Annotated in this window: 9 protein-coding genes; 7 read left to right on the forward strand and 2 right to left on the reverse strand. The window is 59.9% G+C overall.

Features of this window, described 5'->3' with window-relative positions:
* Positions 1–575 precede the first annotated feature (575 nt).
* The 6 genes from NKI69_RS28265 to NKI69_RS28290 all read left to right on the forward strand — a co-directional run bounded on the left by NKI69_RS28265 (position 576) and on the right by NKI69_RS28290 (position 9,858).
* Positions 576–1,784, forward strand: coding sequence for a glycosyltransferase family 4 protein (locus NKI69_RS28265; RefSeq protein WP_352722986.1), 1,209 nt, complete (start codon positions 576–578; stop codon positions 1,782–1,784).
* Positions 1,781–3,040, forward strand: coding sequence for an O-antigen ligase family protein (locus NKI69_RS28270; RefSeq protein ID WP_023808942.1), 1,260 nt, complete (start codon positions 1,781–1,783; stop codon positions 3,038–3,040). The genes NKI69_RS28265 and NKI69_RS28270 overlap by 4 nt, the downstream gene beginning before the upstream one ends.
* A complete protein-coding gene (gene asnB, locus NKI69_RS28275; protein ID WP_352722987.1) occupies positions 3,040–5,037 on the forward strand; it encodes an asparagine synthase (glutamine-hydrolyzing) in 1,998 nt (665 codons plus the stop codon). The genes NKI69_RS28270 and asnB overlap by 1 nt, the downstream gene beginning before the upstream one ends.
* Before the next feature lies 1 nt (position 5,038).
* The gene (locus tag NKI69_RS28280) at positions 5,039–7,270 is read left to right on the forward strand and encodes a GumC family protein (protein WP_023808944.1); all 2,232 of its coding nucleotides are present in this window, start codon (positions 5,039–5,041) and stop codon (positions 7,268–7,270) included.
* Positions 7,271–7,570: 300 nt separating this feature from the next.
* The gene (locus NKI69_RS28285) at positions 7,571–8,821 is read left to right on the forward strand and encodes an oligosaccharide flippase family protein (protein ID WP_245486033.1); all 1,251 of its coding nucleotides are present in this window, start codon (positions 7,571–7,573) and stop codon (positions 8,819–8,821) included.
* Positions 8,818–9,858, forward strand: coding sequence for a glycosyltransferase family 2 protein (locus NKI69_RS28290; RefSeq protein ID WP_023808946.1), 1,041 nt, complete (start codon positions 8,818–8,820; stop codon positions 9,856–9,858). Before NKI69_RS28285 ends, NKI69_RS28290 begins: the two co-directional genes overlap by 4 nt.
* Positions 9,859–9,940: 82 nt before the next feature.
* On the opposite strand, the gene NKI69_RS28295 is transcribed toward NKI69_RS28290, so the two are convergent.
* Positions 9,941–10,648, reverse strand: coding sequence for a helix-turn-helix transcriptional regulator (locus NKI69_RS28295; RefSeq protein WP_031212340.1), 708 nt, complete (start codon positions 10,646–10,648; stop codon positions 9,941–9,943).
* A gap of 210 nt (positions 10,649–10,858) precedes the next feature.
* Between NKI69_RS28295 and NKI69_RS28300 the strand changes: the two genes are divergently transcribed.
* The gene (locus tag NKI69_RS28300) at positions 10,859–12,601 is read left to right on the forward strand and encodes a PAS domain-containing protein (RefSeq protein ID WP_023808948.1); all 1,743 of its coding nucleotides are present in this window, start codon (positions 10,859–10,861) and stop codon (positions 12,599–12,601) included.
* Here the strand turns inward: NKI69_RS28300 and NKI69_RS28305 are convergent.
* Positions 12,594–13,268 (reverse strand): LuxR C-terminal-related transcriptional regulator, encoded by a 675-nt coding sequence (locus tag NKI69_RS28305; RefSeq protein WP_023808949.1) that lies wholly within the window; start codon positions 13,266–13,268, stop codon positions 12,594–12,596. The genes NKI69_RS28300 and NKI69_RS28305 overlap by 8 nt on opposite strands.
* Positions 13,269–13,493: the final 225 nt, after the last annotated feature.

Consider the following 13,493-nt stretch of genomic DNA (forward strand, 5'->3'; position numbering starts at 1 on the left):
AACTCCCATGCCGCCGCCCCCACCCCCGCTTTTCGTTTAACCCTTTGTTTTTGGTTCCCACCCCCCCCCCCCCCCACCAAACACTCTTTTTCCCCGGCGGGGCCCCCCGGGCCCCCTCGCCGACAGATGTTCCGGATGTGTGGACCAACAGCTGACGTGCGGGTTCCGTCCTGAAGACCGGGCGACGCAGGCCGAGGGCCGGCTTGACGGCCCAGCGCAACCACAAAGATTTTTTGCCATCAGCGAACCGCGGAGCTCAGGCACCGCGCCGCCGCAATTGGACACTCGAAAACCTTGGACAACCAAGGTGATGCAGACCGGCCACCCGTACCGGCTCAGGCAAGCACCGCGCTCATCCCGCAAGACACGAGTCACATGAACGCTCCGGCAATCGCGAGGGAATCTCGCCTCGCTGGTCGCCACCCTTCCAAACATCACTGGTGTCATTCAAACGGACGAGGACAGGCACCTGGTGTCCCCCTAGCGTGCACTCGGGCGGCATGCGCTCAGAGGTGATTAAACCGGGCCATGGCAGCATCGAGAGCCAATCGGCCATGTGCGCTTGGGAGAGGCAGATGAACCCGCACCTGGTCTGCGTGGGAGGCGAGGATCACGCCTTGAGAGTTCCCTTCCTCATCGCGCTGCGAGAGAAAGGCTTTCGCGTTACGGCGGTCTCGAGCGGTTCTCCCGTACCGTTTTTACGGCATGACATTTCGCATCACAGGTTCTCCTTCGACCGCTTTGCAAGCGGAGGCGGGGAATGGCGCACTTTCGGAACGATGCGCCGCTTGATGCAGGAGCTTCAGCCTGACATCATCCAGAGCTTCGACACCAAGCCAAATCTGTTAACGCCCCTTTCGGTACGGGGAACTGTTCCGGTCATTCGCACCATCAACGGACTGGGATGGACGTTCTCATCGCTGGAGCCTCGAGCCCTGGCCTTGCGTCCGGTCTATTGCGCACTGCAATGGCTTGCGTCTTCCTGGACGGCAGCGACCGTATTCCAAAATAGCGACGACCAACTGTTCTTCGAGCGCTTTCGGCTGATCGGTCGCGGAAGTTCGCGACTGATACGCAGTTCCGGAATCGATGTCGGCGCGTTCGCAACGGTGCGCCATCTCGGGTCCTCAGCAACGAAGATGCGAAAGGACCTCGGCCTTCAGTCCGCCGAAGTGGTGATCTTCGTCGGCCGTTTGACGCGCCAGAAAGGCGTGGCGACCCTTCTCAAGGCGGTCCCTCGCATTCTGTCCGCAAGGCCCTCGGCACGGTTTGTGCTCGTCGGCCCACGAGAATCCGAAGGCTCATTCGCAATCGACAAGTCGGAACTCGATCGGCATGCACCTCATGTGCTGGCCTTGGGTCCACGACGCGATGTCGCCGACCTCCTTGGCATGGCCGATGTATTCGCCTTTCCCACTCAGTATCGCGAAGGGGTTCCGCGTGTATTGCTGGAGGCGGGGCTGGCGGGACTGCCCATCGTGGCCTCAAGGATGCCAGGCTGCAGCGACGTCGTCGAAGACGGATGGAACGGCTACCTGGTTGCGCCGCATGATGCCGATGCCCTCGCCTCGCGAACAATAGACTTGCTGTCCGACCGCGCGGCGGCCAAGGCGATGGGCGCCCGTTCTGTTGAACTTGTCCGGAAGCGATTTGCCCTGCCGCTGGTGGTCGACCAGTACTGCGACCTTTACGACAACACACTCCGCGCGGGGCACATGCGACCACTCCCTGCCGTTGGGCTTGGAGGCGGCCTCGCAAATCACCGAGGCGGGGCACATCAATGATCCGGGACGCCTTGCTCGCCCTGGGGGTTGCTATGTCCTATGCGACGCAACTAGGCGTTCCGGGATTGCCGCTCGGCTATGGCGAATTGTTCATCGCGATCTGGATCGTGCTGGCGATTGGACGAATACTCGCTGGCGGTCGTCTCCAGCTCACACCCGCTTTTGTCCAACTGGCGAGCTTCTGGCTGCTCCTGTCGCTCGCTTTGGGGATCGGCACGATCGTCGGTTACCTGACCACCGTTCTTTATCTGACCGGGTTTGTACATGACGTTATGGCCTATGTGTTGCTGGCAAGCTTTACGTGCCTGGCCGCGGCGGAACCGGACGCCGATCGGCATCTGCGCCGCAGCGCATGGTACGTGGTCGCGTTTGCCAATGGGGCCTTTGTGATACAGCTTGGTTTGGCTTATGGTGCGATCCACCAATCCGGCGTCGATCCCTGGTATTGGGACCGGTTCCGTGGCTGGTCAGAGAACCCGAACCAACTCGCGCTCTATTGCGCGCTCTTTGGCCCGCTGGCTTTGCATCTTGCCACGACCACGCGCAACCCATGGGCTCGTTTGCTAGCATTCTCATGCCTGCTCCTGACGTTCTATGTCGGCCGACTGACGAAGAGCGACACCTATCTCTATACCAGCATCCTGAGCTGCCTCATCTTCATCGGATTGCGGCTTCGTGCATGGATAGCAACGAGCGGCCGCGCCAGCATGCCCCGCCTGGCGGCAATTATGCTGTTGGCAGGCTCCTTCCCTCTAGCGCTTGCAATGACGCCGTACGCGCTCACCGAAGAGACCAGCGTCGCCAATTTTGCGAAGAGCCTTACCAAAGACGAAGGCGGGGAAGCGACCGTCGAAACGTTCGAACTCCGGCTTTATCTGTGGCAGGAGGCTGTGGAAAAAGGATTGAAATCCGGGTCCCTGGGACTGGGCCCTGGCCCCCACCTCGAGCGGCCTCCCGTGGCCGACCGTCAATTTCTACAGCGACCTTTCGAGGCGCATAACACCGTTCTCGACCTTTACCTGCAGGGCGGATTGCTTGCCGTGATGGCGTTGGTCTGGATCGTGGGCGCCGCCATGTCCTCCGCCTGGCGAGCGGGATTCGACGCCCTGCTGGTGCTCGGGGGATCGACGATAATCTTCAGCATGCCTCACCTGATCATCCGCCACCCGATCGTGTGGTTTTCGCTGGCTTTCTGCCTCGTTGCCGGAAATCCGACCGCACTTCGGCGGCAGCTTGCTGAACCGAGGGTGGCCTAATGTGTGGGATCGCGGGAATTCTATTGGCTTCGGACGCTCTGGACATAAAGCCGCTTGGAGCGATCGGGCGCATGACTGCATCGCTGCGTCACCGGGGGCCGGATGGCGAGGGGCTCTGGATCGACCGCGAAGCTGGAATCGCACTGGGCCACAGGCGGTTGGCAATTGTCGACCTGTCAGCCGCCGGGCACCAGCCGATGCATTCCGCCAGCGGTCGGTACGTGATCACCTTCAACGGTGAGATATACAATTTTCGCGATTTGCGTAGCGAACTCGAGTGTGCGGGCCAAACCTTTCAAGGTGCTAGCGACACCGAAGTGATGCTCTGCGCAATCGAGCATTGGGGGCTTGAGGCCGCCCTCAATCGCTTTGCCGGTATGTTCGTCTTCGCATTGTGGGATCTCAAGACAAGAACCCTGCATCTGGCCCGCGACAGAATGGGCAAAAAGCCCCTCTATGTCGCATCGACCCGAGATGCGCTGGTTTTCGCGTCTGAGCTGAAGGCGATCAATTGCTTTCCGGGCTTTTCTCCCGACCTTGATCTTGATGCCGCCGCGGCAATGCTTTCGACGGGATGGGTGCCGGACCATCGCTGTATCTGGCGAAGCGTGTTCAAACTGCCGCCTGGTTCTGTCCTTTCCGTCACGGCGGCGAATTTTGCCGAAGACCGCAGCGCGGACCGTCTTTCCCGATGCGTTCACCGCTGGTGGTCGCTGGCTGCCGTCGCTGCCGATGGGCGACGGAATCCCGCCATCGGCACCGACGAAGATCTGGTTGACGAACTGGACAACCGGCTTCGGCTGGCTGTGCGGGAACGTATGATCGCCGACGTGCCTCTGGGCGGCTTCCTGTCGGGCGGGATCGACAGCTCAGCCGTGATCGCCTTGATGCAGGCCCAATCCTGCAAGCCGGTTCGCAGCTTCACGATCTCGTTCGGAGAGGGCGGCTTTGATGAAGCTCCATACGCAGCGGCCGTTGCCCGTCATCTGGGTACCGACCACTCCGAACTTCACCTCTCGCCAAGCGCCGCACGTGACGTCATTCCCGAGTTGCCCCAGGTCTGGGATGAACCCTTCGCCGATGAATCACAAATACCGACCTTGCTCGTTGCCAGGCTCGCTCGTCAGCACGTCACCGTAGCGCTGTCGGGCGACGGTGGTGACGAATGCTTCGCAGGATACGGCCGCCACTTTATGGCGGAGCGGCTGAAACGGCACCTGCGCCTGCCCCGACAACTGCGCCGAACCTTGGCGGCAGGGGCAGGGTTTTTCGCACGCGCCGGACGTGACGATGCCGTTGGCAAACTGCCGCTCTCTGCGAGCGCGAGGCATTTTATCCGGAGCGACCGAATGGAACGCCTCGCCCGGCTGCTCACGGCATCGAACGAAGACGAATTGTTTCAGCGGCTGGCGCGGCCACAAGCTGAAAACCTTGGATATCAGCGGCCGACCGAACCAACCCACGGCTACGGCGGTCCGCCGCTTGACGACCTGCTCTCCCGTCTTCTGTACGATGACATGGCGGGCTACTTGCCTGGCGATATCTTGGTGAAGCTGGACCGTGCCACCATGGCCAACAGCCTTGAGGGTCGGTGTCCTCTGCTTGACCACCGCGTTGTCGAATTCTCCTGGCGGCTGCCATCCAACATGAAAGTTCGTGATGGCGCCGGCAAATGGATCCTTCGCCAATTGCTACGCCGCTATCTCCCGCAGTTCCTGATCGAGCGTCCGAAACAAGGCTTCGATGTCCCTATCGCTGCATGGCTGCGGGGTCCGCTGCGCAACTGGGCCACCGATCTTCTCGCCGACATGCGAACCGAAAGCAGTGACGTATTGGACACCGCGAAGATCGACGCCTGCTGGCGCGATCACATTGATGGCCATAACCGCTCGCGCGAATTGTGGTCCGCGTTGATGTTCCAGGCCTGGCGGAGCAAGGCCAATCGGCAAGCACAGCAAACCGGCCCAACTCATGAACGCGACCTGGCAGGAGTGTAAGATGGTAGGTTCCGCAATCAGCCCGATCCAGCTGCCACGGGTCAATCAACTACCAGCACCGGTTCTCGAAGGCAGAGTGCCCGTGCGGTCATTGCGTGAGTATGTCGAGCCGCCCACCGCGTCGCGCCAACTCTTCGTGATTCTGGCAAGGAGAAAATGGTCTATTGTTGCCTTCGCTGTGTTGGGCGGCTTGTTGGCGGGGTTGCTGGGAAGCCTTCGACCAGTTCTCTACGAGTCAACAACCCAGCTTATCGTCGACGCCCCCTCGCGCGGTTCACTGCCCGTCGGCGCCCCGTCTTCGCAGGACCTCGTTGATTCAAGCATAGATGACCACATCACGATGTTATCGTCGCAAGATCACCTGCGCCGCGTCATGGCGGCACTGCGCAAGACAGGTGCGGCGGAAACCGGACAGGACAATTCCGCGAGCAGGAATTCCCGGCTTGAACCGTCTGCCACCCCTCCCCCAAGGACACGCTCACTTGCCGGCGGTCTACTGGACTGGCTGTGGCCAGGGGCGGACCAGGTAGCCAACGGTCCACAAGCCGAGGATGCCTCCGAGTTGAGAGCTTTGCGGCGAGGCATGCGGGTCGGGCAGGAGCTGCGATCGAGAGTAATCTCCGTCGCTTTTGCCGATGACAGCCCCGCGCGGGCGGCGCTCGTGGCCAACACATTCGCTCAGGTTTATGTCGACTCCCTGGCGAAGAAAAGGCAGGCATCCGACCAGCAAGAGCTCGATGCGATCACCGCCAGTTTGCCCGGGCTGCAAAATGATCTGCAGGCAGCGGCAGACCGCCTTGAGAAATATCGGCTGAGCCACGGAGCCATCGACCAAGGCTCGGCGGACAATGCAGCCAGGGAACGGGCCGACCTCAGCCAGCAATTGTCGATGTCAAAGGCGGACCTCGCCGCTGTGGAATCTCGGCTTCGATACGTCCAGGGGCTTCGAGAGCATGGGGCCTCTCTCACCGCCTTGGCCGAAGCTATTGGCGCGCCTGAACTTGCCGACCTTGCGGCTCGACAGGCTCTCGCGCCGGCAGACCAGGAACTCAGAGCCACGACGCAAAGCAAGATCGAACAAGGCGTCGACAAGATTGCTGCCGATGCAAACATTTTCCGTGCACAGATCGCCGCTCTTGAAAGCCGAAAGAACATCCTGGATGCGGTCATGGCCGACACCGCCAGCCGGCTTTCCGGTTTGCGGGCTCTCGAGCCGCAGGTCAGCCTGCTGACCCAGCGATATAACGAACTCCTTGGTCGACAACAGGATTTGACGCGGCGTATCGGAGTTCCCTCAGCTGGAATTTCCATCCTGTCCGCTGCTTGGCCGCCGACTATCCCGCAGACCTTGCCAGCCATCTTCCTTGTTCCCCCTGGGATGATCCTATTCGCCATTCTGGGGGCGATGTACGTCACGATGCGCAATCATTTCGACCGGACTTTCCGTGGCGAGGCCGAGGCAGAAGCGGTGCTCAAGGTTCCCTGTGTGGGGCAGATTCCCGAAGCAGGCGGAATGCATGCCAAACAACTGCGAAACCTCGTGCTGGGGGAGCGCAGGTCCGCATATAGCCGCGCCGTGACGTCGTTGCTGATTGCGGCGGCACCAAATGCGCTAAGGGCTCGTTCGTCGTACACGGCGCTTGTCACCTCCAGCGTGCCGCAGGATGGCGGGACCGAGCTCGCGTGGAGCCTGGCGCTCGCCGGCACGCGACTGGGCGGTCGAGTTCTGTTGGTCGATCTTGAACGCAAGGGCGTTCAGCTCACGCTCGAGTTCCTGCACCAGTTCAGCGAACGCAAGAACCGCCATTCCTTCGCTGACTATGTTTGCAATCGCTGCGACCTGGAAGGTGCCGTTGCCAGGCTGCATGAAATCGGGATCGACGTAATGACCGCCGCTCCGTCGGACGACCTGCTGGCGCTGCTATCATGCGAGGACGGAGGCAAAGTGATGGCGGATCTGCACGCGACCTATCGCATCGTGATCATAAACCTGCCGTCGGCGCTGGGGCAGCCGGAAGCCAAATTTCTGCCAGGATGGGCGGACGTGGTTCTTTTCGCCATCCGGTGGAGGAAAACGCCACGCACCCTCGCTCGCGGGGTGCTGGAACTCCTTCAGGGCAACGGTTCTCTTGCGATACCTGTTGGCAGTGTCCTCACGCGAGTGAATCTGAAAAAACATGCCGGATATCGGCTCGAGGACAGCGCTGACCTCTTGCGCGAGCAAATAGCATGACGGCCACAGGCTCGTCCTTGGGCTACGGACGATCCTGGGGCGGTTCATCCAGCGAGCGGCCAGGACGATTCACGGTGCAGCCTGTCAGCAGAGCGCGTCATTCAGGTGAATGATGGCAAGGTCCGGTGTGCATCGTAGGCTGCGGCAATCCCCGATATTTGCCTCCCTCGGAAGCGCGAACCGATGGCACCAAGCGACCTTCTGAGACCCAAGACGGTTCCTGCGGCAGGCACAGCCATCATCGTTGTTCGGCCGAGCCCGATCGGCTCGATCATTCGTGCAGCAAGCGGAGTGTCGGCAATGGCGATTGTCGGCCAGCTCACCCTTCTTGCCGCAATCCCGGTTTTGGCGCGGCTCTATTCGCCGGCCGATTTCGGCATCTTTACGATTTATCTGTCGATCGTGAACATACTCGCCGGGGTCGCGGCATTGCGCTTCGAGGCTTCGCTCTATGGGGTCAAGGGGAACGCGCAGGCCTATGTGACGGTCAAGCTTATTCTCTTGGCTGTGTTCGTGACGACCGTCCTGGCCTTTTCGGCCGGACAGATGCTGTCGAACCTTGCTCCCAATCGCCTCGGCTCGCTCGCCTGGCTCATTCCGATTGGAATGGGAGGCGCAGGTCTGGTCGAAGCCATGAACTGCTGGAGTCTGCGTGCCGGGCTTTTGCGCGATTTTGCTCTCGGGCGCCTGATCCTGCCGGCGAGCATGGCTGCACTGCAATTGGCTTTCGGCATCGCCGAACTCGGCGGTGAAGCGATGATCCATGCCCATATTTTAAGCCAGTTCGTCTTCATTGGGGTGATCGGCTATCGGGTGATGAGTTGGGAGGATTTGCGTGGCATCGCCTGGGCACCTTGGCGTGCGGTATTGGAAAAGGCTCGGCGGGAATACAAATTTCCTCTGTTCGATATTCCCGCAACGCTCGCGAGCATAGCAATCAACAATCTTCCAGCAGTCCTTGTCGGCGGGCTGTTCGGCACCGCATTTGCCGGATATTTGGGCGTGGCCGCGCGGCTGGTCACCGGTCCGGTGACGCTGATCGCCACACCGCTCAGCAATGTTTTTGTCGCCGAAGCAAACCGGAACAGCAATCGTGGACACCTGCTTGGTGTGGCGCGCGGGCTTCTCCTGCTGGCCGCCGCCTTTACCGCGGTGCCGATCTTGCTGCTCGGCCTCGCCGCGCCCTATGTGGTCGTTCCGCTTCTGGGCGAGCCTTGGATGCCCACTGCGGAAATCATGACCGCACTGGCGCTGATGGGCGCGGCACAGGCGTTGTCGACTCCGCTCAGCGACGTTCCCGCTCTGTTACGGCGGCAAGGAACAAGACTGGTCATCGACCTCGCACGGGCGGTTCTCGTGTTTGGCCCGCTGCTCGCCGGCGCCCAGGCGGGCTGGCAGCCAGTCACCGTCATCTATTTCATGGCCGCCGGCGGCGCGTCGGGTTTCGCTCTGAAAATGGCAGCATCACTGTATCTGTTGACCCACGACCCTCAACCAGCAGGCGCTGCAACGTGCATCCAACATGAATGTCTCGAGGAAAAAACACCATGAATTCGTCGTCGGTTGACAACCTTCAAGCGGCAGTTGCGGTCACCCAGCATGACCGGGCCGATCTCTCGTGGTCACGCCCTTTTATCTCGGTCGGGATACCAACCTTTCGTCGACCGGATACGATCCGCAGGGCGATCGACAGCGTCTTGGGCCAGGATTACTCCGATTGGGAGTTGGTCGTGAGCGACGACGAGGGGCCGGAGGGCGAGACCTGGGCTATCGTGACCGACTACGCACGGAGCGAACCTCGCATCCGCATCATCGAAAACAGTCGAGGTCGCGGTCAGGTGGAGAACACCAACAACGCTATGCTGGCTTGCTCCGGACGATGGATCAAGTTGCTACATGACGATGACTGGCTTGCGCCAGGTGCACTCAGGACATTCGCCGAAATTGCCAAACAGTACCCCTCAGTCGCCTTCATGACGTCAGCCGCAAACATAATCGAGGACAAGCGAGTGCGATTTCGCCAAGTCCCCAAGCAGCAGGAACCGATCTCGCTTTATTCCAGCCAGCAGTGCCTGATGGACCTCTATCTGGTGCGCGCGACACGCTGCCTGGGGATTATTCCATCCACATTGTTGATCAACAGCGACGTCATTCGTGCCGGCTGCTTGATGCGCACGCACAAAGAGATTCCGGCCGGAGTGGATCAACTGTTCTTCGTGGATCTAGCCAGCCATGGGGACATGGTGGCGATAAGCGATCCGCTTACCTTTTACGATGCAACGAACCATCCAAGCATTACAACGTCAAAGAGTTTCCGCGAGGTCGACGAAGTGACCCTCGCCGTCAAACAGCTTAACTGGAATCTCATCAAGGACCGCAACCATCTCCCGCCTCCCGAGACATTGCTGCGGGCATTGCGGGTTGCTCGTATTCCCATGAGGTTCCACCAGCAGTCCTGGTTGACCACGTTCCTGGACGGGATTCAGATCTTCCGGCCTTCCGTCATGAAGGTGGCGGGCTGGCACGTGCTTAACCACGTGTTTGCAATCCGCCCAAGATTGGGCCGGGTGCGCACACGACGGCGGTAGGGTGAGGCTGGCGGACAAGCACGCCGGCAACAGATTGCGCGCGCACAAGCCTGTTGCGCGCGCGCATGGTACGGCCGTTACCTCACGGCAAGACGCATATGCGCCCAAGAAGAGCTACCAGTTCCGCCTGGCGCCGTGTTTCGGTCTTGGCGAAGAGCGACGCCAGCTGTGACCTTATCGTGGTCCGGCTCAAGCGCCGCTTGCGGGCTATCTCCAAAGGGGCATCGCCCTGCGCCAAGCGCAGCGCGAGTTGCGTTTCGGCACTCGTCAGACCAAACATTCTTTGCAGCGTCTGGGGATTTGGCCCGGACCTGTTTTCACGATCCAGCAGCGCCACGATACTCGTCGCGTCAGGCGTTGCTATGCCCTTCTCGTTCAAAATCAAGGGCCTGTCGCCCATACCGCGGATCACCACCCATGAAAGCGTGCCAGGAAGAAAATTCCCCGGCACGTTTGCGATCAGCCGCCTCAGAGCAACCGACACCTTGCCGGCCGTATCAGCTGCCTCGCCCTCGCGCTCCAAGGTGTTTTGAGCGGCTGAATTCCACTCCATGACCTTCCTGTCGCTGTTCAGGATCAGATAGCCACACCCGATGCGATCAAGCATTCTCACAACAGATGCAAGGCTGCTCTGCTTTGGCTCGACAGCCACGCCGTCGAACCTTTGTGGTGCTTGGTGCCAGGCGGAACTATGGCCACCCTGCGTTCTCAAGGCCGAGACGGGCTTTCCCCCGAAACTTCCATATTGGCGACCAAGAATTCCATCATGCTGCCTACCAACCAGTGCCATTTTCTTACCTCCCGCAAAACGGCAACGCCTCCCTGTCAGGAGGTGCCTTAAACATGTCAGTCAGGTCGCTTGGAGAGTTGCGGTCCGATCCGCCCCCGACAACGGACAAAATGCGCGCTACAATCCCGGGGAACAATCCTGCGGTCGGACTAGTCTGTACGCTTTTCGGTCTAATCTCGACGGACTAGTCAGAAGGTTATAGTCTGGCACATGCGTTTGCATTCGCTCAGTTTGCATCCGAACAGCTCAGGCAAGTTGCTAACCCACCTTGCCTCGATGTCGCTCCTGGTCGCGACACTTGCGGTCGAGACAGCGCTGCCCGCCTCCATGGCATACGACATCGGCTTTTTTGAGTTTGTTCCCACCATTATTGCCATCTCATATCTCGAAGATCGCCTGATTGCCCTTGCGGCAACGTTTGTGATGGTGACTGTCGGCTTGTTGGCGCGGGATGTCCTTCACAATCCAACCGACGTCGACGTTTGGATTAGGGCCATCCTGCTGCTGGTTGCAGGGGGGATGATCGCCCTGACTTTCCACCGGCAGAGGCAGGACTACCGCACCCTTTTGCGGGTTGCAGAGGCTAGACTCGTGGCCTTGGAGGCGACCGAAAACAGTTATCGCTGGGCATTTGAACGTGCCGCTATCGGCTTTGCCAATATGAGCGAGAACGGAGAGTTGCAACGATCCAACAAACGTCTTTGTGAGATGACAGGGTATGCCGAGGAGGAGCTTTCTAGTTTGCCAGTCAGGGCACTCGTCCATCCTGACGACAACCACACTTTGGCGGAAGCATTGACTCGCCTCAAAGACACGACTTCGTTCGGCTCGGAGATCCGTCTCCTGAGAAAGGACGGCACGGTTTTGTGGACAAGATTGGCGCTGTCTTTGGCCGTGCCAGCTGATGCTCTCCCTCAAAGCATCTTTGTAATGGTGGACGACATATCGGGAGAGCGAACCGCCCGCGAGGCACTCCGGGCTCAGAAGGAATGGTTGGACCTGGCGCTGTCGTCCAGCCGGTTGGGAACATGGCGCATAGACTTCGAGAGCGGATCCGTGAACGGCTCGGCCGCGTTCTGGGAAATGATGGGACTGGCACCCGCGCCGAGCCGTCCGCTGCAGGAACTGGCTGCGGTCGTTCATCCAGCCGACTTGCCTAATTTGACGGCCCCGGGAGAGCTTGCATCCGGCGCCAACTATGACGCGGAGATCCGCATCAGGCGAGCTGGCGGACATATCCGCTGGATTGCTCTTCGCGGACGGGACGAATTGCGCGATGGTCGTGCACAGCGAATAGGAGTCGCCGCGGATGTCACCGATCGGCGCATAACCATTCTGCTGCGGGCTGCGGCGAAGAAGCGAGAGCGGGCCATGCTTGAACAGCGCCACAGGCTCAACAATCTGTTTCCGGTGATCACGGCGCTTGTGAATATGGTTAGTGCCCCCGACAACGATATCGCCCGCTATAAGCAGACACTGATCCAAAAAATCGGCGCACTCCAGGCGACGCATCTGCTTCTTTCACGCGATGGCAACCTGTCGGCGTCCTTGCGCGACCTCATCGTTCAGGAATTGCAGCCCTACATGGGGACGCACAACATCTCGATCAGTGGGCCCGAAGTAAAAATCGCAGAGGGTTCGGCTGAGAGCTTCGCAATGATCGTTCACGAGCTTACGACCAATTCCGTGAAGCATGGGGCTCTCGGCACTCCGGCAGGCCGGATCGAGGTCATGTGGCAATTCACAGCCCAGGAGCCCGGCGCCGACATCGTGTTTGAATGGTCGGAATCGGGAGAGCGCCGGGTCTCCACCTCGGCTCGGCGCGGTTTTGGGTCGTTGATCATTGGAGCCGACGGTGAGCCTATCGTGGGTCACTCTTCCAAGCTTGAGATGCTGGCTCACGGACTGAAATATTCGGTCCGGCTGCCGCCAAAAGCAATCGGCGCTAGTTGACGTCTCTGGCGGCCCATGTCTTCAGCAGAACCGCGGCCTCTGTCCGATTTCGTGCCCCAAGTTCGCGCAGGACGGCGGCGGCATGAATCTTCGTCGTCGCTTCTGCAATTTCAAGAGAGCGGGCAATCTCTTTGTTCGAGTAACCTTCGGCCATCAACCTGAGGACTTCCTTCTGTCTGGACGTAAGCCTGCCCAGATTGTTGACGCTGGTGGTCCTGTGGGGCATTCGCGTGGGAGCCTCGGATGGAAGGCGTACCGGCTCCTTGGACCTTTGTGAAAGAAGTGCCGGAACGTAAATACGGCCGGCCAGGATTTCCTTCACCGCCAGGACCACCTCCTCGTCCGTTTGGGACTTTACGATATAGCCATGAAGTCCAATCGAGAGGGCAGTTAGAATCTCGGCGCGTGAATCGGTCCCTGAAACAATTGCAAACCGTGTGTCGGGATGAGCCGGTAAGACGTCGCGAAGATCGTCCTGGCCGGACAGTCCTGGCATGTTCAGGTCGATGACGGCGAGATCAACGGGCGCCTGATCTTCAAGCAGGCTTATGACGGTATCAAAACACGCCGCTTCGAATATTTCCAAGTCTGGAATGCCGGCCATCAATGCCAGTCGCAGCCCACGACGATACAAGCCGTGATCATCGGCGATGATAATACGATACATGAACCACCCACCTTTTGGCAGCCCGCATGTGTCCCTAGCTGCCGAACCCTCCCTTTGGATGGACTGTACGGTGACCCAACACAGATCAGCCGCCCGCTGATCCCCCGTATGTCGACGCTCGTCGCCGCCCATCCGCACATTTCAACCTGCTAATATAGCTTACAATCGCACACATTTCAGGGCCAGATAGCAAAGTGTTTTTTTCGTACGAACGGTAGCGATGCC

It is taken from the genome of Mesorhizobium sp. M0491, assembly GCF_040321265.1.
Classification (GTDB): Bacteria; Pseudomonadota; Alphaproteobacteria; order Rhizobiales; family Rhizobiaceae; genus Mesorhizobium.